This is a genomic window from Delftia acidovorans SPH-1, from assembly GCF_000018665.1.
Taxonomy (GTDB): Bacteria; Pseudomonadota; Gammaproteobacteria; order Burkholderiales; family Burkholderiaceae_C; genus Comamonas; species Comamonas acidovorans.
In genome coordinates, this window is record NC_010002.1 from 1,630,772 (window position 1) to 1,653,898 (window position 23,127).

Annotated in this window: 19 protein-coding genes; all 19 read left to right on the top strand. The window is 67.4% G+C overall.

Going from position 1 to position 23,127, the window contains the following annotated elements; genetic code table 11:
• The first annotated feature begins 530 nt into the window (after positions 1 to 530).
• The 19 genes from dksA to ftsZ all read left to right on the top strand — a co-directional run bounded on the left by dksA (position 531) and on the right by ftsZ (position 23,061).
• On the top strand, positions 531 to 1,025 hold the full coding sequence (gene dksA, locus DACI_RS07310; protein ID WP_012203387.1) for an RNA polymerase-binding protein DksA: 495 nt from the start codon (positions 531 to 533) through the stop codon (positions 1,023 to 1,025).
• A 45-nt stretch (positions 1,026 to 1,070) separates the two neighbouring features.
• Positions 1,071 to 2,852: an STAS domain-containing protein gene (locus DACI_RS07315; RefSeq protein ID WP_012203388.1), complete on the top strand. Its 1,782-nt coding sequence runs from the start codon at positions 1,071 to 1,073 to the stop codon at positions 2,850 to 2,852.
• A 124-nt stretch (positions 2,853 to 2,976) separates the two neighbouring features.
• On the top strand, positions 2,977 to 3,522 hold the full coding sequence (gene hslV, locus DACI_RS07320; protein ID WP_012203389.1) for an ATP-dependent protease subunit HslV: 546 nt from the start codon (positions 2,977 to 2,979) through the stop codon (positions 3,520 to 3,522).
• A 117-nt stretch (positions 3,523 to 3,639) separates the two neighbouring features.
• Entirely contained in the window at positions 3,640 to 4,959 is a 1,320-nt protein-coding gene (gene hslU / locus DACI_RS07325) for an ATP-dependent protease ATPase subunit HslU (RefSeq protein WP_170962086.1), read from the top strand.
• Between the two features lie 368 nt (positions 4,960 to 5,327).
• Positions 5,328 to 5,756 (top strand): division/cell wall cluster transcriptional repressor MraZ, encoded by a 429-nt coding sequence (mraZ, locus tag DACI_RS07330; RefSeq protein WP_012203391.1) that lies wholly within the window; start codon positions 5,328 to 5,330, stop codon positions 5,754 to 5,756.
• Between the two features lie 15 nt (positions 5,757 to 5,771).
• Positions 5,772 to 6,701 (top strand): 16S rRNA (cytosine(1402)-N(4))-methyltransferase RsmH, encoded by a 930-nt coding sequence (gene rsmH / locus DACI_RS07335; RefSeq protein WP_012203392.1) that lies wholly within the window; start codon positions 5,772 to 5,774, stop codon positions 6,699 to 6,701.
• 37 nt (positions 6,702 to 6,738) lie between these two features.
• Entirely contained in the window at positions 6,739 to 7,023 is a 285-nt protein-coding gene (gene ftsL / locus DACI_RS07340) for a cell division protein FtsL (RefSeq protein WP_012203393.1), read from the top strand.
• Positions 7,020 to 8,768, top strand: a complete 1,749-nt coding sequence (locus DACI_RS07345) for a peptidoglycan D,D-transpeptidase FtsI family protein (RefSeq protein WP_012203394.1) — start codon at positions 7,020 to 7,022, stop codon at positions 8,766 to 8,768. The genes ftsL and DACI_RS07345 overlap by 4 nt, the downstream gene beginning before the upstream one ends.
• Positions 8,765 to 10,294 carry a UDP-N-acetylmuramoyl-L-alanyl-D-glutamate--2,6-diaminopimelate ligase gene (locus DACI_RS07350; RefSeq protein ID WP_012203395.1) on the top strand — a complete coding sequence of 510 codons (1,530 nt, stop codon included), beginning with the start codon at positions 8,765 to 8,767 and terminating at the stop codon, positions 10,292 to 10,294. Before DACI_RS07345 ends, DACI_RS07350 begins: the two co-directional genes overlap by 4 nt.
• Positions 10,291 to 11,706 (top strand): UDP-N-acetylmuramoyl-tripeptide--D-alanyl-D-alanine ligase, encoded by a 1,416-nt coding sequence (locus DACI_RS07355; RefSeq protein WP_012203396.1) that lies wholly within the window; start codon positions 10,291 to 10,293, stop codon positions 11,704 to 11,706. Before DACI_RS07350 ends, DACI_RS07355 begins: the two co-directional genes overlap by 4 nt.
• Positions 11,697 to 12,875, top strand: a complete 1,179-nt coding sequence (mraY, locus tag DACI_RS07360; RefSeq protein ID WP_012203397.1) for a phospho-N-acetylmuramoyl-pentapeptide-transferase — start codon at positions 11,697 to 11,699, stop codon at positions 12,873 to 12,875. Before DACI_RS07355 ends, mraY begins: the two co-directional genes overlap by 10 nt.
• Positions 12,876 to 12,879: 4 nt before the next feature.
• Positions 12,880 to 14,832: a UDP-N-acetylmuramoyl-L-alanine--D-glutamate ligase gene (gene murD, locus DACI_RS07365; protein WP_012203398.1), complete on the top strand. Its 1,953-nt coding sequence runs from the start codon at positions 12,880 to 12,882 to the stop codon at positions 14,830 to 14,832.
• Positions 14,829 to 16,094 carry a putative lipid II flippase FtsW gene (gene ftsW, locus DACI_RS07370; protein WP_012203399.1) on the top strand — a complete coding sequence of 422 codons (1,266 nt, stop codon included), beginning with the start codon at positions 14,829 to 14,831 and terminating at the stop codon, positions 16,092 to 16,094. The genes murD and ftsW overlap by 4 nt, the downstream gene beginning before the upstream one ends.
• Complete coding sequence (gene murG / locus DACI_RS07375) at positions 16,091 to 17,185, top strand: undecaprenyldiphospho-muramoylpentapeptide beta-N-acetylglucosaminyltransferase (RefSeq protein ID WP_012203400.1); 1,095 nt, start codon at positions 16,091 to 16,093, stop codon at positions 17,183 to 17,185. Before ftsW ends, murG begins: the two co-directional genes overlap by 4 nt.
• Positions 17,182 to 18,615, top strand: coding sequence for a UDP-N-acetylmuramate--L-alanine ligase (gene murC / locus DACI_RS07380; RefSeq protein ID WP_012203401.1), 1,434 nt, complete (start codon positions 17,182 to 17,184; stop codon positions 18,613 to 18,615). The genes murG and murC overlap by 4 nt, the downstream gene beginning before the upstream one ends.
• Positions 18,612 to 19,592, top strand: a complete 981-nt coding sequence (locus DACI_RS07385) for a D-alanine--D-alanine ligase (RefSeq protein WP_012203402.1) — start codon at positions 18,612 to 18,614, stop codon at positions 19,590 to 19,592. Before murC ends, DACI_RS07385 begins: the two co-directional genes overlap by 4 nt.
• Complete coding sequence (locus DACI_RS07390) at positions 19,589 to 20,389, top strand: cell division protein FtsQ/DivIB (protein WP_012203403.1); 801 nt, start codon at positions 19,589 to 19,591, stop codon at positions 20,387 to 20,389. Before DACI_RS07385 ends, DACI_RS07390 begins: the two co-directional genes overlap by 4 nt.
• Before the next feature lie 84 nt (positions 20,390 to 20,473).
• On the top strand, positions 20,474 to 21,703 hold the full coding sequence (ftsA, locus tag DACI_RS07395; RefSeq protein WP_012203404.1) for a cell division protein FtsA: 1,230 nt from the start codon (positions 20,474 to 20,476) through the stop codon (positions 21,701 to 21,703).
• A 119-nt stretch (positions 21,704 to 21,822) separates the two neighbouring features.
• The gene (ftsZ, locus tag DACI_RS07400; protein WP_012203405.1) at positions 21,823 to 23,061 is read left to right on the top strand and encodes a cell division protein FtsZ; all 1,239 of its coding nucleotides are present in this window, start codon (positions 21,823 to 21,825) and stop codon (positions 23,059 to 23,061) included.
• The last annotated feature ends 66 nt before the right edge of the window (positions 23,062 to 23,127 follow it).

Below are 23,127 nucleotides of genomic sequence, written 5' to 3' on the forward strand. Positions count from 1 at the left end.
TTTTTTGTGAACCTTTGTGGGCAATCGGATGGCTTTTTGCTGACATCTGAATGACACAGGGGCCGCCCGCATGCGTGGGCGGCCCCTTTGCATTCCTGTGGGGTATGTGCAACGGCTTGCGCTCCTGTAGAGCATCGATACAATCGCGCCCCTGAAGAGAGCCCCCAAGCCCAATGGACTGCCCCGCAGGGGTCGCCCATACCGTGAGGAGACAGCAAGTGAGCGCCGAATCCAGCAAGAAGCCGTCAGTGGCCGCACCGGCCCCGGCTGCAAGCCAGAAGGCCGCGGTCCGCACTGCGGTCGGCGTTGCCGACCTGGTGTCCCTTGCTGACCGCAAAAGGGCTCTTTGCACGCACGGCCGCCGCACGGCCTGGATTGCCGCACCCCGCCGCACGGGGAAGCCGGCAGGTTCCGCAACTGCGGCGATCGGCTGTCCTACACGGCATTCGACCCGGGCGCCCCGATTGACAGTACCATCCATGGCCCCGTCCGAAGCCCTCGGCGCGGACTAAGTTAGCGAAACCAACACTATGCCTACCACTACGCAAACGCCTTCGTCGGGATCGACGAAACGAGACCCCAAGCTGGCCAATGCCTGGAAGACCAAGTCGGTGGAAGAACTGACGGATGCCGAAGTGCTGGCCATGTCGGATGACGAATACATGAATGAGAAGCAGATGGCGTTCTTCCGCCTCAAGCTGCTCACTCTCAAGCACGACATGCACACCAACGCGGGTGAGACGGCAGAAAACCTGCGCGAGGACACCGTGGTGGTTCCCGATCCGGCCGACCGCGCCACCATCGAGGAAGAGCATGCGCTGGAACTGCGCACGCGCGACCGCGAACGCAAGCTGCTCAAGAAGATCGAGCAATCCATTGCACGCATCGACGCAGGCGACTACGGCTACTGCGACGAGACCGGCGAGCCCATCGGCGTGGGCCGCCTGCTGGCCCGCCCCACGGCCACGCTGTCGCTGGAAGCCCAGCAGCGCCGTGAGCTCAAGCAGAAGATGTATGGGGATTGAGTTGCAGCAACGGCCTGCAGGCCGTCGGTGCTAATCTGACTCGCCATGGCAAAAGAAGAGAGCAGCAAATCGGGGGGGTTGTTGTCCAAGGTGGTGCGCTTTGTGCGCCACCCTACGGTCAATTGGTCCGACCTCGACGGCCTGGACGGGGAGCAGGAAAGCCAGTACAGCAAGCAGGCGCTCAAGGAAATGATCGAGCGCAAGCGCCGCAACGATTTCGTGCGCAAGCGCGAGTTCGACCAGCTGCGCCGCCTGCGCCAGGCCGAGCTGCAACAGGCCTCCAGGCCGGGCACCGCACCGGTCGGTGTGCCCGGCCCCGCCGCGCAGGGCTCGCAATTTCTCAGCAGCCTGCTGAGCTCCAAATCCTCCGGTGAACGCGCCGTCACGCTCAAGAAGATCGACGAGATCGAGGCCCAGATGTCCCAGCAATGGTGGCGGGGCAAGCAGGCGGCCGACGCAACCACCATTCCCATGGCGCTGCCGGCGGGTGGCAACCCCGCTCCGGCCTCGTTTCGCAAGCAGCCGCCGCCGTCTGGGCAGATTCCCATGCTCAGCGACGTGGTGCCGCCGGCCATTGCCTCGGCCGGCGACGTGGCGGCCTTTGCCACCACCTTGCCCATGAGCCTGGCACCTGCGCCGCAGGTGCCCTCCGTCTCGACGGCTCCCATCATTGACCCCATGCCCATGGCCCGCCCCCTGCGGCCATTGGAGGGGGCGACCGATTTCCTGCCGGCCTTCGCGGCCACCGAGGTCTCTCCGCCGCAGCCCATGGACATGGTGCCGCCCTGCTTCGTGGTGTTCGAGCACGATCCCGACCTGGAAGAGCCGGCCATCCTCTTTGCCAATGGCGATGTGGATGGCGCCGAGCAGGGCATGCTGGAGCTGATCGACCGGCGCGATGTTCCCGCGCAGCTGCCGGTGTGGCTGGCCTTGCTGGACCTGTACCGTGCGGCCGACCGCCCGCTGCAGTTCGACAAGGCGGGCATCGAATTCGCAGCGCGCTTCGGCCGCTCCGCTCCCCAATGGTTTGCGATGCCGCAGCAGCGCACCCCCCCCGTGGTGTCCATGCCGGGCGCAGCGGCAGGGCGTGGCTGGCGCTGGAGCGCACCTGCGCAGATCACGCCGAGTGCCGTGACGGCCCTGAAGGCCTCCCAGGCCAAGGCTTCCAGCCCCTGGTGCCTGGACTGGGCTGCCGTGGCCGGCATCGACGATGCGGCGGCCACGCCCCTGGAGGCGTTGCTGCAGCAATGGGCGGGCTCGCAGGGCGTGTTCGTGCTGCTCAATGCGGACCGGCTGCTGGCGCTGCTGGGCACGCTGGCTCCCTCGGGCGATTCCAGCGTGGATACGCTGTGGTGGCGGTTGCGCATGGCGGTGCTGCGTTTGATGAACCGGCAGGATGATTTCGAGCTGGTGGCGCTGGACTACTGCGTCACCTACGAGGTCTCGCCTCCCTCGTGGGTGGACCCGGTCTGCCAGTGCCTGACGCAAGCCATCGAAACCGAGGGCGCGGATGCGCCCCTTTCGGCAGGCGTTGCTGCCACGGCGGACGCCGTGCGATTTGCGCTGGCCGGCACCATTGAAGGCGATGCCTCCACCTGGCTGGACCCGGTGCAGGAGGGGGCCAGCCTGGGCGAGCCCGTGTTCATCGACTGCACCCAACTGGTCCGCATGGACTTTGCGGCAGCCGGCTCCGTGCTCAACTGGGCTGCCCACATGCAGTCGCTGGGCCATGTGCTGCAGTTCGGCCAGCTGCACCAGCTGGTGGCGGTGTTCTTCAATGTGATCGGCATCCAGGAGCACGCGCAGGTCACTCCACGGCGGGACTGATCCTGCCGCGCGGCGGCTGCGCCACACCCCTTGCGGCAGGGCGGCGCACTCGCTGCGAAGAGCGCGTGGGCATTCTTTGAGCAGACCCTTGAGAAGGCCGCCTTCGCCCTCATCTGGCACCGCTATGGAACAGTATCACGGCACCACCATCATCAGCGTGCGCCGGCAGACCCCCGAAGGCGTGCAGGTCGCCATCGGCGGCGATGGCCAGGTCACATTGGGCAACATCGTCGTCAAGGGCACCGCGCGCAAGGTGCGCAAGCTCTACCACGGCAAGGTGCTTGCCGGCTTTGCCGGCGCCACGGCAGACGCCTTCACGCTGTTCGAGCGCTTCGAGGCCAAGCTGGAAAAGCACCAGGGTCACCTGACGCGCGCAGCCATCGAGCTGACCAAGGACTGGCGCACCGACCGCGTGCTGCGCCGTCTGGAGGCCATGCTGGCGGTGGCCGACGCATCGGCCTCGCTGATCATCACCGGCAACGGCGACGTGCTGGAGCCCGAGCAGGGCATCGTGTCCATCGGCTCGGGCGGCGCCTACGCGCACTCTGCGGCCAAGGCGCTGCTGACCAATACCGAGCTGTCGGCCGAGGAGATCGTGCGCAAGTCGCTGGCCATCGCCGGCGAGCTGTGCATCTACACCAACATGCACCACACGGTCGAGACGCTCTGACACCCGCGCGGCGCCGGCTTGCCCAGCAGGCCGGCGATCGAAACGCACGGCATTGAAACTCACAGTCGCCAGCGGCCAGGCAACGGGGCTGGCGGCGCAATGCATCGAATACACACCATGTCCTCTGCCATGACCCCCCAGGAGATCGTCTCCGAACTGGACCGCCACATCGTAGGCCAGGCTGGCGCCAAGCGCGCCGTGGCCATCGCGCTGCGCAACCGCTGGCGCCGCCAGAACGTGGCCGACGGCCTGCGCCAGGAGATCACGCCCAAGAACATCCTCATGATCGGCCCCACAGGCGTGGGCAAGACCGAGATCGCGCGCCGCCTGGCGCGGCTGGCCGATGCGCCCTTCATCAAGGTCGAGGCCACCAAGTTCACCGAAGTGGGCTACGTGGGCAAGGACGTGGATGCCATCATCCGCGACCTGGCCGAGGTGGCCGTCAAGCAGACGCGCGAGGCTGACATGAAGAAGCTGCGCCTGCGCGCCGAAGACGCGGCCGAGGACCGCATCCTTGACGTGCTCGTGCCCCAGGCCCGCAGCGGCGAGGTGGCCGCCGACAACACGGCACGCCAGGTTTTCCGCAAGAAGCTGCGCGAGGGCCAGCTCGACGACAAGGAAATCGAGATAGATGTCGCCGACGCGCCGCCCCAGGTGCAGATCATGGGCCCCCAGGGCATGGAAGAGATGGCCGAGCAGCTGCGCGGCATGTTCAGCCACATGGGCCAGGAAAAGCGCAAGACGCGCAAGCTGCGCATTGCCGAAGCCATGAAGCTGCTGACCGACGAGGAAGCGGCAAAACTGGTCAACGAGGAAGACGTGCGCACCCGCGCCATCGCCAATGCCGAGCAAAACGGCATCGTCTTCATCGACGAGATCGACAAGGTGGCCACGCGCCAGGAGACCAGCGGCTCCGACATCTCGCGCCAGGGCGTGCAGCGCGACCTGCTGCCCCTGGTCGAAGGCACCAGCGTCTCCACCAAGTACGGCGTGGTCAAGACCGACCACATCCTGTTCATCGCCTCGGGCGCCTTCCACCTGTCCAAGCCCAGCGACCTCATCCCCGAGCTGCAGGGGCGCTTCCCGATCCGCGTGGAGCTGGACTCGCTGTCGGTCCAGGACTTCGAGGCCATCCTCACCCAGACCCATGCCTCCCTGGTCAAGCAGTACCAGGCGCTGCTGGCCACCGAAGGCGTCACGCTGGAATTCACGCCCGAAGGCATCACCCGGCTCGCCGGCATCGCCTTCGATGTCAACGAGCGCACCGAGAACATCGGCGCGCGCCGCCTGTCCACCGTGCTCGAGCGCCTGCTGGACGAGGTCAGCTTCGACGCGGCCAATCTGTCCGGCCAGACCATCTCCATCGACGCGGCCTACGTGGACCAGCGTCTGCAGTCCCTGAGCCAGGACGAAGACCTCTCGCGCTTCATCCTCTGAAACGGGCCGGCTGCCGCGCAGCCGCCACCGAAGTGACTGCCCGCATTGCCGGGCAGTCACTTTTTGTAGGAGGGTTGCCCGAGTTGCAACCGGTCGCCGGCGAATTGAATCGTTGCAATTGCGTGCAGGCTTTGAGAGATCACTTGCAGTCAGTCCTCTAAGTACTTGTAAAGCCAGGGATTTTTGTCACCACTCACATTGCATTCGGCTTCTAAGTTGTTGATTTCATTGCAAATAATTGTCCATTCCCGGGTTGTGAAACACCAAATTGCTGCTACAGTGCAAAAAAGTGCAATTAAGTGGTGAAAGTTGCCTTTGTGCCCCGATTTCCGGGACGCGATGGCTCCAACCGACCGGGGTGACTGACCGTGTTTCAAGGGGCGTCCTCGCTGAATCTCGATGGAAAGGGGCGGCTGTCTGTGCCGACCCGGCATCGTGACGCCCTTGTGGCCATGGCCCAGGGCCAGGTCACCCTCACCAAACATCCCCACGGTTGCCTGATGCTGTTCCCGCGCACGGAGTGGCTGCAGTTTCGCGAGCGGATCGCGCAGCTGCCCATGTCGGCGCAGTGGTGGAAGCGCATCTTCCTGGGTAACGCCATGGACGTGGACATGGATGCCACCGGCCGCGTGCTGGTGTCGCCCGAGCTGCGTGAAGCCGTGGGTCTGACCAAGGAGGTCGTGCTGCTGGGCATGGGCAACCATTTCGAGCTGTGGGACAAGGCCACTTATGAGGCACATGAAGCGAAGGCCATGCAGGAAGAAATGCCTGCGGCCTTCCAGGATTTTGCTTTCTAGGAAAGAGGCGTTTTCTTGAATCAGCCGTTGCAACACATCACCGTTTTGCTCGACGAGGCCGTCGATGCGCTGCTGGACGGCGCCGCACAGCCCGTTGCCGGGCAATGGGTGGACGCGACCTTCGGGCGAGGCGGGCATTCCCGGCGCATCCTGCAGCGGCTGGGGCCGGATGGGGCCTTGCTGGCGTTCGACAAGGACCCGGACGCGATCGAAGAGGCAGCGCGCATCACCGATGCGCGTTTTTCGATTCGGCACGAAGGGTTTCGCCACCTCAGCGAGCTGCCGGCCGGCAGCGTGCAGGGCGTGCTGATGGACCTGGGCGTGAGCTCTCCCCAGATCGACAACCCTGAGCGTGGCTTCAGCTTCCGCTTCGAGGGTCCGCTGGACATGCGCATGGACACCACGCGCGGCCAGAGCGTGGCGGACTGGCTGGCGGAAGCCGATGCCCAGCAGATTGCGGAGGTGATACGTGACTACGGCGAAGAACGGTTTGCTGGCCCCATTGCAAAGGCGATTGTTGCTCGGCGCGAAAGCCAGGGGCCCCTTCGCAACACCGCGGAGCTTGCCGAGCTCGTGGCTGGCGCGGTCCGGACCCGCGAGGCTGGGCAGAACCCAGCGACACGCACATTCCAGGCTCTTCGGATTTTCATCAATGCCGAGCTTGAAGAGCTCGAACAGGCGCTAGAGGCCAGCCTGCGCGTGCTGGCTCCGGGCGGACGCCTGGTGGTGATCAGCTTCCACTCGCTGGAGGACCGCATCGTCAAGCAGTTCATCGCCAAGCACTCCAAGGAAGTCTATGACCGGCGCGCACCCTTTGCCGTGCCCACGCCCATGCGCCTTGAAGCGCTGGGCCGCATCAAGCCCAGCGAGGCCGAGGTCGCCGCCAATGCGCGCTCGCGCTCGGCCGTGATGCGCGTGGCCCGCCGCACCGGGGTGCCTGCATGAAGCGCATGCACCGTCTGGCGCAAGAGGAGGGCGTGGCATGCTGCGCCTGAACCTCGTGCTGCTGCTGGCGGTGATGGCCAGCGCCATCTTCCTGGTGCACAACCAGTACGAATCGCGCCGCCTGTTCACCGAACTGGACCGCGCCGTGGCCGAGTCGCGCCGCCTGGCCACCGAGCAGCAGCGCCTGCAGGTGGAAAAGCGCGCCCAGGCCACGCCGCAGCGCATCGAGGTCATGGCGCGCGAGCGCCTGCAGATGAAGCCGGCCACGCCGGCCATCGCCCAGTACGTCAATGACGATGCGCGCACCGGAGTGGCTCCATGACGCGCAGCGTGCTCTATACCTCCAGTCCCCTGCTGGCGTCCAAGACTCCCCTGTGGCGCAGCAAGATGATCGTGGCCATGCTGGGCCTGGGCTTTGTCGGCCTGGGCGCGCGCGCAGCCTACGTGCAGGTGTTCGGCAACGACTTCTTCCAGCGCCAGGGCCAGGTGCGCTTCGCGCGCACGCTGGAGCTGCCGGCCAACCGTGGCCGCCTGCTCGACCGCAATGGACTGATCCTGGCCTCCAGCGTGCCTGCCGCCAGCATCTGGGCCATTCCCGAAGATGTCGAGCAGGAGGACCCCGAGGTCAAGGCCAAGCTCAAGCAGCTGGCCGCGCTCATGGAGATGCCGCTGCCCGCGCTGATGGAAAAGCTGGCCGACGAGGACAAGACCTTCGTCTGGATCAAGCGCCAGCTCGACTGGGATGTTGGCCAGCAGATCCATGCCCTCAACATCAAGGGCATCTACCAGCGCAAGGAATACAAGCGCCAATACCCGGAAGGCGAATCGGCCGCCCACATCGTGGGCTTCACCAATGTGGAAGACCATGGCCAGGAAGGCATGGAGCTGGCCTTCGACAAGGAGCTCGGCGGCAAGCCCGGCTCGCGCCGCGTGATCAAGGACCGCCTGGGCCGCGTGGTCGAGGGCGTGGGCGAGGAAGTGCCGCCGCAGGACGGCCGCGACATCCAGCTGTCCGTGGACAGCAAGGTCCAGTACTTCGCCTACCAGAAGCTCAAGGAGCAGGTCATCGCGCACAAGGCCAAGGCGGGCAGCGTGGTGGTCATGGATGCGCACACCGGCGAATTGCTGGCCCTGGCCAACTACCCCAGCTACGTGCCCGACAAGCGCAAGAACCTGACGGGCGAGCAGCTGCGCAACCGCGCCATCACCGACACCTTCGAGCCCGGCTCGACCATGAAGCCCATCACCATCGGCCTGGCGCTGGAGTCGGGCCGCTTCAAGCCGGAAACGCCCATCGACACCACGCCGGGCCGCGTCAACGTCACGGGCTCGACGATTTCCGACACCCACAATTACGGCCTGCTCACCGTGGCCGGCGTGATCCAGAAGTCCAGCAACGTGGGCACGACCAAGATCGCGCTGCAGATGCCGGCCAAGGAAATGTGGGAAACCTTCTCGGCCGTGGGCTTCGGCCAGAAGCCGCAGATATCCTTCCCCGGCGCCGCCAGCGGTCGCCTGCGTCCCTACAAGACCTGGAGGCCGGTGGAGCAGGCCACCATGGGCTATGGCTACGGCCTGTCCGCCAGCCTGCTGCAGATGACGCGCAGCTACACCGTCTTTGCCAACGGCGGGCGCGTGATCCCGGCCACCATGGTCAAGACCGACGAGCCGCCCGTGGGCGTGCCCGTGTTCTCTCCGCGCACGGCCAACGAGGTGCGCAAGATGCTCGCCCTGGCGGCCGGCCCCGGCGGCACGGGCCAGCGCGCCCAGACCATCGGCTACTCGGTGGGCGGCAAGTCGGGCACGGCCCGCAAGCAGCAGGGCAAGGGCTATGCCGCCGGCAAGTACCGCGCCTGGTTCACGGGCATGGCGCCCATCGAGAACCCGCGCATCATCGTCGCCGTGATGGTGGACGAGCCCAGTGCCGGCACCATCTACGGCGGCACCGTGGCAGCACCCGTGTTCAGCGAAGTGGTGCAGCAGACGCTGCGCCTGATGGGCGTGCAGCCAGATATGGAAGTCAAGCCCTTGATCGTCGCCAACCCCGTGGAGGAGCCCTCGCTATGAGTTCCTCCCAAGCCCTGCGGGTGCTGTCCACGGCCACCGAGGCTGTCCAGTGGCTGGCCGCCCGCCTGCAAGGCAGCGGCACGCTGCAGACCGACAGCCGCAAGGTCCGGCCCGGCGACGCCTTCATCGCCTGGCCCGGCGGGGCCACCGATGGCCGCGCCCATGTGGCCTCGGCCCTGGAGCGCGGTGCCATGGCCTGCCTGGTCGAAGCGCAGGGTGTCGAAGCCTTCGGTTTTTCCGGCGAGCACATCGCGGCGCTGCCCGGCCTCAAGGCCGCCACGGGCCTGATCGCCGACCAGTGGTTCCAGCACCCCAGCGCCCAGATCGACGTGCTGGCCGTGACCGGCACCAATGGCAAGACCACCACCGCCTGGTGGCTGGCGCACGCGCTGGCCCAGGTGAAGCTGCAGGAACGCAGCGGCTGCGCCCTGGTGGGCACGCTGGGCGTGGGCATTCCGCCCGCCATGGAATCCACGGGCATGACCACGCCCGACCCGGTGCGGCTGCAGCGCGCGTTCCGCGAGTACGCCGATGCGGGCCTGGCGGCCTGCGCCATCGAGGCCTCGTCCATCGGCATCGTCGAGCACCGGCTGGACGGCACGCGCATCCGTGTGGCGCTGTTCACCAATTTCACGCAGGACCACCTCGACTACCACGGCAGCATGCAGGCCTACTGGGATGCCAAGGCCGCGCTGTTCGACTGGCCCGGCCTGCAGGCCGCCGTCGTCAATGTGGACGACGCGCATGGCGCACGCCTGTGGGCCACGCTGCAGTCGCGCAAGCAGCCTGCCGCGCTCGACGTCTGGAGCATTTCCATCGAAGGCGCGGCGCGCCTGCAGGCCAAGGACATTGCGCTGGGTGCCGAGGGCCTGAGCTTCACCGTGATCGAGGCCGGCCACAGCCTGCGCATGCACACGCGCATGGTGGGTCAGTACAACGTATCCAACCTGCTGGGCGTGCTGGCCGCGCTGCGCTGCCTGGGCCTGACCCTGGACCAGGCCGTCGCCGCCTGCGTCCACCTGGAGCCCGTGCCCGGCCGCATGCAGCAGATCGTCCAGCCCGGCCAGCCGCTGGTGGCCGTGGACTACGCCCACACGCCCGATGCGCTGGACAAGGCCCTGCGCGCCCTGCGCCCGGCCGCCGAGCAGCGCCGTGGCCGGCTGTGGTGCGTGTTCGGCTGCGGCGGCGACCGCGATGCCACCAAGCGGCCGCTCATGGGGCAGGCCGCCCAGAAGAATGCCGACTGTGTGCTGGTCACCAGCGACAACCCGCGCAGCGAAGTGCCCGACCGCATCATCGACCAGATCCTGGCCGGCATGCAGCCGGGCGAGAACCTGCAGTCCCAGGCCGATCGCGCAGCGGCCATCGCCCAGGCGATTGCGCACGCCAGCGAACGCGACGTGGTGCTGATCGCCGGCAAGGGACATGAGGACTACCAGGAGACGGCGGGCCAGCGCCATCCGTTCTCCGACATGGCCGAGGCGCACAAGGCGCTGGCGGCCCGCGAAGGAAAGAAGCGGTCATGATGACCTTGCAACAAGCGCTGGAGCTGATCCAGTCGCATATCCCCCAGGCACGACTGGTCGGCAACGGCCAGGCCGTGCTCACGCGCGTGCACACCGACACCCGCACGCTGCAGGCCGGGGATCTGTTCGTCGCCTTGAAGGGCGAGCGTTTCGATGCCAACCAGTTCCTGGCCCAGGCCCGCGAGGCCGGCGCTGCCGCAGCCCTGGCCCATGGCGGCCTGGAGGCCGCAGGCCTGGCCGGCATCGAGGTGCCCGATTCGCTGGCCGCCCTGGGCGCACTGGCCACGGCCTGGCGCGCGCGCTTTGCGCTGCCGCTGATTGCCGTCACCGGCAGCAACGGCAAGACCACGGTCACGCAGATGGTGGCCTCCATCCTGCGCGCCCATGCGGGCGAGGCGGCCCTGGCCACGCGCGGCAACTTCAACAACTCCATCGGCCTGCCGCTGAGCCTGATGCGCATGACCGCCCAGCACCGCGTGGCCGTGCTGGAGATGGGCATGAACCATCCCGGCGAGATTGCCGAGCTGGCCGCCATCGGCCAGCCCACGGTGGCCCTGGTCAACAACGCGCAGCGCGAGCACCAGGAATTCATGCACACGGTCGAGGCCGTGGCGCGCGAGAACGGCAGCGTGCTGCTGTCCCTGCCCGCCGACGGCGTGGCCGTGTTCCCGGCCGGCGACACCTACACGCCGCTGTGGCGCGAGCTGGCCGCTGCGCGCCAGTGCCTGCTGTTCGGCGAGTCTGCCGATGGCGCCCAGGTCCATGCCCGCGATGCGCTGTGGCTGGGCGATGCCTGGCAGTTCACCCTGGTCACTCCCGAGGGCGAGGCCCCGGTGCGCCTGCACATTGCCGGCCGCCACAACGTGCGCAATGCGCTGGCCGCTGCGGCCTGCGCCCAGGCAGCCGGTGTGCCGCTGGCCGACATTGCACGCGGCCTGAGCGTGTTCGAGCCCGTGCAGGGCCGCTCGCGCGCACTGGGCGTTTCGGTGCAGGGCCGCACGGTCACCGTGATCGACGACAGCTACAACGCCAATCCCGACTCGGTGGCCGCTGCCATCGAGGTGCTGCGCGAACTGCCCGCGCCCCAGCTGCTGGTGCTGGGCGACATGGGCGAGGTCGGCGACCAGGGGCCGCAATTCCATGCCGAGGCTGGCGCGCTGGCGCGCAGCCTGGGCATTGCCCGGCTGTTCACGCTGGGCGCGCAAAGCACATCCGCCGCCACCGCATTCGGTGCAGGTGCGCGGCATTTCGAAGACATGGCCTCGCTGCAGCAGGCAGCCTGTGCCGCGCTGCCCGAGGTGGGCAGCATTCTGGTCAAGGGTTCGAGGTTCATGAAGATGGAGCAGGTGGTTCAGGCGGTCGAGGCGGCCGGCAAGGATGACGGTTGCAAGCAGGAGGCCGCATGCTGCTGATGCTGTCCCAATGGCTGCAGGGCCTGTCCCCCGAGTTCGGCTTTCTGCGCGTCTTCCAGTACCTCACGATGCGCGCCGTGATGGCCGCGCTCACGGCCCTGGTCATCGGACTGCTGGCCGGGCCGCGCCTGATCCGCATGCTGACCTCGCTCAAGATCGGCCAGCCCGTGCGCGGCTACGGCATGGAGACCCATCTGGCCAAGAGCGGCACGCCCACCATGGGCGGGGCGCTGATCCTGCTGTCCATTGCCGTTTCCACGCTGCTGTGGTTCGACCTGTCCAACCGCTTCGTCTGGATCGTGCTGCTGGTCACGCTGGGCTTTGGCACCATCGGATGGGTGGACGACTGGCGCAAGGTGGTCAACAAGGACCCCGAAGGCATGCGCTCGGGCGAGAAGTATTTCTGGCAGTCCGTCATCGGCCTGCTGGCCGCGCTGTACCTGGTGTTCTGCATTTCCGAGAACTCCAATGCCCAGGTCTTCGAGCTGTTCGTCACCTGGGTGCAGTCCGGCTTTGCGCTGGACCTGCCGCCCAAGGCGGGCCTGCTCGTGCCTTTCTTCAAGGAAGTCAGCTACCCGCTGGGCGTGCTGGGCTTCGTGATCATGACCTACCTGGTCATCGTGGGCGCCAGCAACGCCGTGAACCTGACCGACGGGCTGGACGGCCTGGCGATCATGCCCGTGATCATGGTGGGCTCGGCCCTGGGCATCTTCGCCTACGTCACCGGCAATGCCGGCTACGCCAAGTACCTGCTGTTCCCGCACATCCCGGGTTCGGGCGAGCTGCTGGTGTACTGCGCGGCCATGGCCGGCGCGGGCCTGGCCTTCCTCTGGTTCAACGCCCACCCGGCCCAGGTGTTCATGGGCGACGTGGGGGCGCTGGCGCTGGGCGCCTCGCTGGGCACCATTGCCGTCATCGTGCGCCAGGAAATCGTGCTGGCCATCATGGGCGGCATCTTCGTGGTGGAGGCGCTGTCGGTGATGCTGCAGGTCACCTGGTTCAAGTTCACCAAGAAGCGCTATGGCCAGGGACGCCGCCTGCTCAAGATGGCGCCGCTGCACCACCACTTCGAAAAGAGTGGCTGGAAGGAGACCCAGGTCGTGATCCGCTTCTGGATCATCACCATGCTGCTGTGCCTGCTGGGCCTGTCCACGCTGAAGCTGAGGTGAGTGCATGAACACCGAAGACTTCAAGACCGACCTCCACGCACTGCCGGCCACCGAGCCCGCCGTGCCGGCGTCCCCTGCCGAGCTTGTCGAGCTGGCGGACCCGGCCGGAATGCCGGGCCTCGCTCCCGAGGGGCAGGTGGTTGCGGACCCGGTCCTGGACGATTCACCGGCTCCCGCGCCAGCCGGCGACGGCGAGGCGGAGCTTCCGGCCGCCGAGGTGTCGCAGTTGCCGCAGGTGCCTGTGGCCTTGACCGAGCCCGTGCCCGACATCGCCACGCTGACGGCGGCCAAGGATGCTGCCGCCTTCGTGGCCCAGATCTTTGCGGACCCCAGCATCTCCGACTCCTCCGATGCCGAGGTCACGCCCCTTGCCGCCGAAGAGGCGGTTGAATCCGAACAGGTGCTGCCGCCCGTGGCTGCCGGCTGGCCCGGCGAGCAAGTCCAGCACCTGCAGGGCCAGCGCGTGCTCGTGCTGGGTCTGGGCGCCTCGGGCCTGGCCATGGCACGCTGGTGCGTGCGCTGCGGCGCCGAGGTCATCGTGGCCGATACGCGCCAGGCGCCGCCCCAGCTGCAGCAGCTGTCCAACGAATTGCCCCAGGTGCGCTTCGTGCCCGGCGAGTTCACGGCGCAGCTGGTGGACGGCCAGAGCCTGGGTCTGGTCTACCGCTCGCCCGGCCTGAGCCCGGCCGCCGTGGCGCCCGTGGTCGATGCCGCGCGCGCCCAGGGCCTGCCCGTGGGCGGCGAGCTCGATCTCTTCGCCATGGCGCTCAAGGCTCTGTCCGCGGCCCATGGCTACCGTCCCACGGTGCTGGGCATCACCGGGACCAATGGCAAGACCACGGTCACCTCGCTGACCGGCCAACTGCTGGAGCATGCGGGCCTGCGGGTGGCCGTGGCCGGCAATATCGGCCCCACGCTGCTGGACACGCTGACCCAGGCCATCGATGCCGAAACGCTGCCCCAGGCCTGGGTGCTGGAGCTGTCCAGCTTCCAGCTCGATGGCGTGCAGATGTTCGAGCCCACGGCCGCCGCCGTGCTCAACATCACCCAGGACCACCTGGACTGGCACGGCAGCCTGCGCGCCTATGCCGATGCCAAGGCCTGCATCTTCGGCAGCAGCGGCACCATGGTGCTCAACCGCGAAGACCCCGAGGTCATGCGCATGCTGCCGGCGCCCGTGGTGCCGCCGGGCAAGCGCCAAAAGCCCCAGCAGCGCGCCCACATCACCTTCGGCGGCGACATGCCGCGCCGCCCCGGCGACTTCGGCCTGGAAGTGGTCAGCGGCATGACGTGGCTGGTGCGCGCCCATGAGGCCGACGAAACCGCCAAGGGCAAGAACGCCGAAGACCTGTACATCCAGCGCCTCATGCCTGCCGACGCACTGCGCATCCGCGGCCGGCACAACGCCATCAACGCCCTGTCCGCCCTGGCCCTGGCCAGCGCGGGCGGCTGCACGCTGGCGCCGCTGCTCTATGGACTGCGTGAGTACCGGGGCGAGCCGCACCGCGTCCAGCCCATTGGCCGCGTCAACGGCGTGGAGTACTACGACGACAGCAAGGGCACGAACGTGGGCGCCACCGTGGCCGCGCTGTCCGGCCTGGGCCCTGACCACCGCATCGTGGTCATCCTGGGTGGCGACGGCAAGGGCCAGGATTTCTCTCCGCTGGTCGCGCCCGTGTCGCGCCATGTGCGCACGGCCGTGCTGATCGGCCGCGACGCCGGCCGCATCCGCGCCGCCCTGCAGGACTGCGGCGTGCCCCTGGTCGATGCCACCACCATGGCCGACGCCGTGGAGCTGGCCGCTTCGCGCGCCCATGAGGGCGATGCCGTGCTGCTGTCGCCCGCCTGTGCCAGCCTGGACATGTTCCGCAACTACGAGGACCGAGCCCACCAGTTCGTCGATGCCGTGCGCGCCTTGGCGCTGGATGCCGGGCATGAACTCGGAGGTGCTGCATGACCGCCGTATCGCAGGTCCTGGGCCGCATGCGCTCCTGGTTCGGAGGTGCGCAGGAGAAGGCCATCGACGTGCTGCCCGTGCGCCTGGGCGGTCCCCAGTACCACCGGCCCACGCAGACGCCGGCCAGCGTGCTCGGCCTGGACCAGGCCCTGATCTGGGTGGTCATAGGCCTGCTGGCCTGGAGCCTGATCATGGTGTATTCGGCGTCGATCGCCATGCCGGACAATCCGCGCTTCGGCAAGATCGCGCCCACCCATTTCCTGATGCGCCATGCCATGTCCATCGGCATGGCCTTCGTCGGCGCGCTGCTGGCCTTCCAGGTGTCCATGGCCACCTGGGAGCGCATGGCGCGCAAGCTCTTCCTGGTGTCCCTGGTCCTGCTGGTGGCCGTGCTGATCCCGCACGTGGGCACAGTGGTCAACGGCGCGCGGCGCTGGCTGTCGCTGGGCATCATGAATTTCCAGCCGTCCGAACTGGCCAAGTTCGCCGTGCTCATCTATGCGGCCGACTACATGGTGCGCAAGATGGAGGTCAAGGAGCGCTTCTTCCGCGCCGTGCTGCCCATGGGGCTGGCCGTGGTGCTGGTCGGCGTGCTGCTGCTGGCCGAGCCCGACATGGGCGCTTTCATGGTGATCGTGGTGATCGCCATGGGCATCCTGTTCCTGGGCGGCGTGAATGCGCGCATGTTCTTCCTGATCGCGGCCCTGGTGGTGCTGGCCTTCGTGCTGATCATCGCCACCTCCGAATGGCGGCGCGAGCGCATCTTTGCCTACCTCAATCCCTGGGACGAAAAGCACGCCCTGGGCAAGGGCTACCAGCTGTCGCATGCGCTGATCGCCATCGGTCGCGGCGAGATCTTCGGCGTGGGCCTGGGCCGCAGCGTCGAGAAGCTGCACTGGCTGCCCGAGGCGCACACCGACTTTCTGCTGGCCGTGATCGGCGAGGAATTCGGCCTGGTCGGCGTGCTCCTGATCGCCGTCACCTTCCTGTGGCTCACGCGCCGCATCATGCTCATAGGGCGGCAGGCCATTGCGCTGGACCGGGTGTTCTCCGGCCTGGTGGCCGAGGGCATTGCGATCTGGATGGGTTTCCAGGCCTTCATCAACATGGGCGTGAACCTGGGCGCGCTGCCGACCAAGGGGCTGACGCTGCCCCTGATGAGTTTCGGCGGCTCGGCCATTTTGATGAATCTGATAGCGATAGCGGTGGTGTTAAGGGTGGACTACGAGAACAAGTTGCTGATGAAGGGAGGGCATGCATGACGCAGCAGCCCATCTCCCAAGGCACGCAACGCCAGCGCACGGCCCTGATCATGGCCGGCGGCACGGGCGGACATATCTTCCCGGGCCTGGCCGTGGCCCAGGCCCTGCGCGAGCGTGGCTGGAACGTGCGCTGGCTGGGCGCGCCCGGCTCCATGGAGTCGCGCATCGTGCCCGCCCAGGGTTTCCCGCTGGAGACCATCGAGTTCTCGGGCGTGCGCGGCAAGGGCATCATGACCCTGGCCTTTTTGCCCATGCGCCTGCTGCGTGCCTTCTGGCAGGCGCTGGCCGTGGTGCGCCGCGTCAAGCCCGACGTGGTCGTGGGCCTGGGTGGCTACATCAGCTTCCCCGGTGGAATGATGGCCGTGCTGGCCGGCAAGCCCCTGGTGCTGCATGAGCAGAACTCCGTGGCCGGCATGGCCAACAAGGTGCTGGCCAGTGTCTCCCACCGCATCTTCACCGCGTTCCCCAACGTATTCCCCAAGGGCCGCTGGGTCGGCAACCCCTTGCGCCAGGCCTTCACCGAGCAGCCTGCGCCCGAGCAGCGCTTTGCGGGCCGCAGCGGTCCGCTGCGCCTGCTGGTGGTGGGCGGAAGCCTGGGCGCCAAGGCGCTCAACGAGATCGTGCCCCAGGCGCTGGCCCTGATTCCTGCCGATGTGCGGCCCGTCGTGCTGCACCAAAGCGGCGCCGCGCAGATCGATGCCCTGCGCGCCAACTATGCTGCCGCAGGCGTCGCGGCCGAGCTCACGCCCTTCATCGACGACACGGCGCGCGCCTTTGCCGAGGCCGATGTCATCGTCTGCCGCGCGGGCGCCAGCACGGTCACCGAGATCGCGGCCGTGGGCGCCGCAGCCATCTATGTGCCCTTCCCGTCCGCCGTGGACGACCACCAGACCACGAACGCGCGTTTCCTGGTCGATGCCGGTGGTGGATGGTTGATGCAACAAAGCGCACTGACTGCCCAAAGTCTGGCCGAAATGCTACAAAATATGCAGCGTGCGACGCTGCTGGAGCGCGCTGGAAAAGCCAAGAAAATGCAAAAGACCGATGCCACCGCCGAGGTGGTCGCCGCCTGTGAGGAACTGGCCGCATGAAGCACGCCATTCATCACATCCATTTCGTCGGCATCGGCGGCGCCGGAATGAGCGGCATCGCCGAGGTGCTGCACAACCTGGGTTACGCCATCTCGGGCTCGGACCTGTCCGACAGCGCCACGCTGCGCCGGCTCGCCGGCCTGGGCATCGCCACCCACGTCGGCCATGCGGCCGCGCACATCGAAGGGGCTGACGCCGTCGTCACCTCCACCGCCGTGCAGTCCGACAATCCCGAGGTGCTGGCCGCGCGCGAGCGCAAGATTCCCGTCGTGCCGCGTGCGCTCATGCTGGCCGAGCTCATGCGCTTCAAGCAGGGCATCGCCATCGCGGGCGCCCATGGCAAGACCACGACCACCAGCCTGGTGACCAGCGTGCTGGCCGAGGCCGGGCTGGACCCGACCTTCGTCATCGGCGGCAAGCTCAACAGCGCGGGCGCCAACGCCAAGCTGGGCCAGGGCGACTACATCGTGGTCGAGGCGGACGAGTCCGATGCCTCCTTCCTGAACCTGCTGCCCGTGATGGCCGTCGTCACCAACATCGACGCCGACCACATGGAAACCTACGGCCATGACTTCGGCAGGCTCAAGGGCGCCTTCGTCGATTTCCTGCACCGCATGCCGTTCTATGGCCGCGCCATCGTCTGCGTGGACAGCCCGGCCGTGCGCGAGATCCTGCCCCAGGTGGCCCGCCCCGTGACCACCTACGGCTTTGCCGAGGACGCACAGGTGCGCGCCCTCAACGTGCGCGCCGAAGCTGGCAGCATGCATTTCACAGTGCGCCGCAGCAACGGCCAGAGCTATCCCGACCTGGACGTGGTGCTGAGCCTGCCGGGCGAGCACAACGTGCTCAACGCCCTGTCGGCCGTGGCCGTGGCCATGGAGCTGGAGATCTCCGACGACGCGCTGCTGCGTGCCTTCGAAAGCTTCAAGGGCGTGGGCCGGCGCTTCCAGCGCTATGGCGAACTGGCGGCTGCCGACGGCGGCAGCTTCACCGTCATCGACGACTATGGCCACCACCCCGTCGAGATGGCGGCCACGCTGGCGGCCGCGCGCGGCGCCTTCCCGGGCCGTCGCCTGGTGCTGGCATTCCAGCCGCACCGCTACAGCCGCACGCGCGACTGCTTCGAGGATTTCGTCAAGGTCATCGGCCTGGCCGACGCCGTGCTGCTGACCGAGGTCTATGCGGCCGGCGAGGCGCCCGTGGTGGCGGCCGACGGCCGCTCGCTGGCACGCGCCCTGCGCGTGGCCGGCCGTGTCGAGCCGGTGTTTGTGGAAAACGTTGCCGAGCTGCCGGCGGCCATTGCCGTCAATGCCCGCGATGGCGACGTGTTGTTGTGCATGGGGGCAGGCTCGATTGGCGCCGTGCCCGGAAAGTTGGTTGAAATGCTTCAGAAACAAGAGCTGCAGGCGCAGCAGGGAGCTGCGCAATGAGCGGCTTCGGCACCCAGATCGATGTCAAGGCCCTGGGCAAGGTGGCCGTGCTGTTGGGCGGCCGCTCGGCCGAGCGCGAGGTCTCGTTGATGTCGGGCACGGGCGTGCTCAAGGCCCTGCTGTCGCATGGCGTGGACGCCCATGCCTTCGACCCCGCCGAGCGCGACCTGGGCGAGTTGAAGAAGGAAGGGTTCGACCGCTGCTTCATCGCGCTGCACGGCCGCTACGGCGAAGACGGCACGGTGCAGGGCGCGCTGGAGCTGCTGGGCATCCCGTACACGGGCCCCGGCGTGATGGCCTCGAGCATCGCCATGGACAAGATCATGACCAAGCGCATCTGGCGCTTCGAGGGCCTGCCCACGCCGGACTGGCGTCTGGTCGCCAGCGCAGGCGAGACGCGCGCCGCGCTGCAGGCGCTGGGCGCGCCCATGATCGTCAAGCCCTCGCGCGAGGGCTCGACCATCGGCCTGACCAAGGTCTGGACGGCCGAGGAATGCGACCAGGCCTATGTGCTGGCCTCCCGCTACGACCCCGAAGTGCTCTGCGAAGAGTTCATCGAGGGCGACGAGACCACCTGCCCCGTGCTCGGCACGGGCGAGGGCGCCCATGCGCTGCCCGTGATCCGCATCGTCGCCCCCGAAGGCAACTACGACTACCAGAACAAGTACTTCACCGACGACACCAAGTACCACTGCCCCAGCGGACTGCCCGCCGAGGAAGAGGCCGAGATCCGGCGCATCGTCGTGCGGGCCTTCCGCACGCTGGGCTGCCGCGGCTGGTCGCGCGCCGACATCATGATCCGCGCCAGCGATCGCAAGCCCTTCCTGCTGGAGATCAACACCTCGCCGGGCATGACGGGCCACTCGCTGGTGCCCATGTCGGCCCGCGCCATCGGTGTCAGCTACGAGAACCTCTGCCTGGGCATCCTGGCCAGCGCCGCGCTGGACGCCGCGCAACCGGAGCAGGAGCACGCATGAGCTACTCCCTGCCGGCCCCCTTCGACGTCAAGCTCATGAACGTGACCGCCACGGTCCTGTTCGTGGGCGTGGCTGCGCTGGGGCTGGCAGCGGTGAGCTGGTGGGCGCTGCGCCACCCGGCCTTCAACATCGGCCGCATCGTGGTCGAGGGCGAGCTGGTGCACAACAACACGGTGACGCTGCGCGCCAACGTGGCGCCCGTGCTCACCGGCAACTTCTTCACCGTGGACCTCAAGGGCGCCAAGGCGGCATTCGAGCAGGTTCCCTGGGTGCGCGAGGCGCAGGTGCGCCGCGACTATCCCAACAGCCTGCGCGTCATCCTGCACGAGCATGTGGCCGAGGCCTTCTGGGGCCCCGATTCGGGCACCGGCCTGGTCAACAGCTTTGGCGAGGTCTTCGAGGCCAACCTGGGCGAGCTCGACCGCGACGGCCTGCCGCGCCTGCAGGGCCCCGAGGACAGCGCCCCGCAGATGCTGCAGATGTACCGGCTGCTGGTGCCGGCCCTGGGGCCGCTGGATGTGGAGATCGACGGGCTCACGCTCAATGCGCGCGGAAGCTGGCAGCTCAGGCTGGCCAATGATGCACAGATCGAACTGGGTGGCGGCAGCGTGGAAGCCGTGCTGCAGCGCGTGCAGCGCTTCGTGCGCACGCTGCCCCAGATCACGACCCAATACAAGCGCAAGGCCGACGCCATCGAGTCGGCCGACCTGCGCTACGAAGACGGATATGCGCTGAGGCTGCGCGGTGTGACCACCGGCACGGCCAAGGCGCCGGCTGCAGTGCGTCCCCGACGCTGAAGACGAGGGAGGAAAGACCTATGTACACGCACACCATGCAGCGACACAGCGACAGGACAGAACCAACCGGGGGCGGATGCTGATATGGCAAGAGAATACAAAGATGTGATCGTCGGACTGGACATCGGCACGGCCAAGGTCATGGTCGTGGTCGCCGAGGTCCTGTACAACGGCGAACTCAAGCTCGCCGGTCTCGGCGTGGCCCCGAGCAACGGACTCAAGCGGGGCGTGGTGGTGAACATCGACGCCACCGTGCAGAGCATCCAGCAGGCCTTGAAAGAGGCCGAGCTGATGGCCGACTGCAAGATCCAGCGCGTGTGCACCGGCATCACCGGCAGCCACATCCGCGGCCTGAACTCCAGCGGCATGGTGGCCATCAAGGACAAGGAAGTCACGGCCACCGACGTGGCGCGGGTGATGGAGACGGCCAAGGCCATCAACATCTCCTCGGACCAGCGGCTGCTGCTGGTCGAGCCGCAGGAATTCGTGATCGACGGCCAGGAAGTGCGCGAGCCCATCGGCATGAGCGGCATCCGCCTGGAGGCCAAGATCCACATCGTCACGGGCGCGCAGAGCGCGGCCGAGAACATCATCAAGTGCGTGCGCCGCTGCGGCCTGGAGGTCGAGCAGCTGCTGCTCAACCCGCTGGCATCGAGCCAGGCCGTGCTCACCGACGACGAGCGCGAGCTGGGCGTGGCTGTGGTCGATATCGGCGCGGGCGCCACCGACGTGGCCATCTTCACGGGCGGCGCCATCCGGCACACGGCCGTCATCCCGATCGCGGGCGACCTGATCACGAGCGACATCGCCATGGCGCTGCGCACGCCGACCAAGGACGCCGAGGACATCAAGGTCGAAAGCGGCTATGCCAAGCAACTGCTGGCCGACCCCGACGCCCAGGTAGAAGTGCCGGGCCTGGGCGACCGCAGCCCGCGCATGATCAGCAAGCAGGCGCTGGCCGGCGTGATCGAGCCGCGCGTGGAAGAGATCTTTTCTTTGGTGCAGCAGGTGGTGCGCGATTCCGGCTACGAGGAAGTTCTGTCCTCGGGCATCGTGCTGACCGGCGGCAGCGCCGTCATGCCGGGCATGGTGGAACTGGGCGAGGACATCTTCCTCAAGCCCGTGCGCCGCGGCATCCCCAAGTATTCGAGCGCTCTGGCAGACATGGTGGCCCAACCCCGCGCCGCCACCGTGATGGGATTGCTCGAAGAGGCCCGCCTGGCTCGCCTGCGCGGTTTCAAGGTGGCACAAAAGAGTGGGTCGATGAAGACCGCTTTTGGCCGTTTCAAAGACTTCATCGTGGGGAACTTTTGATATGTGCTTTCATCGACTGCGCATTACCGGCCCGCCCACCGGCTTCCGAATACCGGACAGAAGACAGAATTTTCCCCAGACGGTGGTGACCACTTACAGAGAGCTACAGGAGAACCAACATGCCCATCGACATGATTGAAGTTGAAGAGTTCAACCAGGGTACGCAGATCAAGGTGATCGGCGTTGGCGGCGGCGGCGGCAATGCCGTCGAGCACATGATTGCGCGCAACGTGCAGGGTGTGGAATTCGTCTGCGCCAACACCGACGCGCAGGCGCTGCTGCGCAGCAGCGCCCACCGCACCATCCAGCTCGGCGGCAGCGGCCTGGGCGCGGGCAGCAAGCCCGACAAGGGCCGCGAGGCTGCCGAAATGGCCGAGGACGACATCCGCACCGCCATCGAAGGCGCGCACATGCTGTTCATCACGGCCGGCATGGGCGGCGGCACGGGCACGGGCGCTGCGCCCGTGATCGCGCGCGTGGCCAAGGAAATGGGCATTCTCACCGTGGGCGTGGTCACCAAGCCCTTCGAGTGGGAAGGCGGCCGACGCATGGCCAATGCCGACAGCGGCTTGAACGAGCTCGAAGCCAATGTCGATTCGCTGATCGTCGTGCTCAACGAGAAGCTGCTGGACGTGCTGGGTGACGACATCTCGCAGGACGAGGCCTTCGCCCATGCCAACGACGTTCTCAAGAACGCCGTGGGCGGCATTGCCGAAATCATCAACGAGTACGGCCATGTGAACGTCGACTTCGAAGACGTGCGCACCGTCATGGGCGAGCCCGGCAAGGCCATGATGGGCACGGCCAAGGCCGCCGGCCCCGACCGCGCGCGCATCGCCGCCGAGCAGGCCGTGGCCTGCCCGCTGCTGGAAGGCATCGACCTGTCGGGCGCCAAGGGCGTGCTGGTGCTGGTCACGGCCGCCAAGGGCAGCCTCAAGCTGTCCGAGTCGCGCCTGGCCATGAGCACCATCAATGCCTACGCCTCGCCCGATGCGCACGTGATCTACGGCGCCGCCTACGACGACACCCTGGGCGACGAGATCCGCGTCACCGTGGTCGCCACCGGCCTGTCGCGCCCCAGCGCACGCCGCCAGAACATGCAGGTGGTGCAGGGCGGTCTGCGCACCGGTACCGACAACATGAGCTACCAGCTGCCCTCGGCTTCCATGGGTGCCGCCACGGCAGCCGGCGGCCTGGTCGGCGGTGCCGCTGGCGGTGCCGACTATGCCAACAACATGTCGGTCCCCAGCGTCTGGCGTACCAACCGCACGCAGGCCGCTGCCCGCGTCGATGCCCTGGCCTCCGGCGGCATGGACGATCTGGAAATCCCGGCCTTCCTGCGCAAGCAGGCTGACTGAGCAGCGGCCCATACGGTCGCTGCATAGCCGTGATAGCGAAAGCCGTGCCAGGGCCATGCCCTGCGC

Excerpts from the sequence above, each read along its gene's own strand:
- hslV (WP_012203389.1), top strand. The coding sequence starts at position 2,977 with ATGGAACAGTATCACGGCACCACCATCATCAGCGTGCGCCGGCAGACC.
- dksA (WP_012203387.1), top strand. The coding sequence starts at position 531 with ATGCCTACCACTACGCAAACGCCTTCGTCGGGATCGACGAAACGAGAC.
- ftsA (WP_012203404.1), top strand. The coding sequence starts at position 20,474 with ATGGCAAGAGAATACAAAGATGTGATCGTCGGACTGGACATCGGCACG.
- DACI_RS07315 (WP_012203388.1), top strand. The coding sequence starts at position 1,071 with ATGGCAAAAGAAGAGAGCAGCAAATCGGGGGGGTTGTTGTCCAAGGTG.
- ftsW (WP_012203399.1), top strand. The coding sequence starts at position 14,829 with ATGACCGCCGTATCGCAGGTCCTGGGCCGCATGCGCTCCTGGTTCGGA.
- DACI_RS07390 (WP_012203403.1), top strand. The coding sequence starts at position 19,589 with ATGAGCTACTCCCTGCCGGCCCCCTTCGACGTCAAGCTCATGAACGTG.
- DACI_RS07350 (WP_012203395.1), top strand. The coding sequence starts at position 8,765 with ATGAGTTCCTCCCAAGCCCTGCGGGTGCTGTCCACGGCCACCGAGGCT.
- murC (WP_012203401.1), top strand. The coding sequence starts at position 17,182 with ATGAAGCACGCCATTCATCACATCCATTTCGTCGGCATCGGCGGCGCC.
- murG (WP_012203400.1), top strand. The coding sequence starts at position 16,091 with ATGACGCAGCAGCCCATCTCCCAAGGCACGCAACGCCAGCGCACGGCC.
- DACI_RS07355 (WP_012203396.1), top strand. The coding sequence starts at position 10,291 with ATGATGACCTTGCAACAAGCGCTGGAGCTGATCCAGTCGCATATCCCC.
- mraY (WP_012203397.1), top strand. The coding sequence starts at position 11,697 with ATGCTGCTGATGCTGTCCCAATGGCTGCAGGGCCTGTCCCCCGAGTTC.
- DACI_RS07385 (WP_012203402.1), top strand. The coding sequence starts at position 18,612 with ATGAGCGGCTTCGGCACCCAGATCGATGTCAAGGCCCTGGGCAAGGTG.
- ftsZ (WP_012203405.1), top strand. The coding sequence starts at position 21,823 with ATGCCCATCGACATGATTGAAGTTGAAGAGTTCAACCAGGGTACGCAG.
- hslU (WP_170962086.1), top strand. The coding sequence starts at position 3,640 with ATGTCCTCTGCCATGACCCCCCAGGAGATCGTCTCCGAACTGGACCGC.
- DACI_RS07345 (WP_012203394.1), top strand. The coding sequence starts at position 7,020 with ATGACGCGCAGCGTGCTCTATACCTCCAGTCCCCTGCTGGCGTCCAAG.
- ftsL (WP_012203393.1), top strand. The coding sequence starts at position 6,739 with ATGCTGCGCCTGAACCTCGTGCTGCTGCTGGCGGTGATGGCCAGCGCC.
- murD (WP_012203398.1), top strand. The coding sequence starts at position 12,880 with ATGAACACCGAAGACTTCAAGACCGACCTCCACGCACTGCCGGCCACC.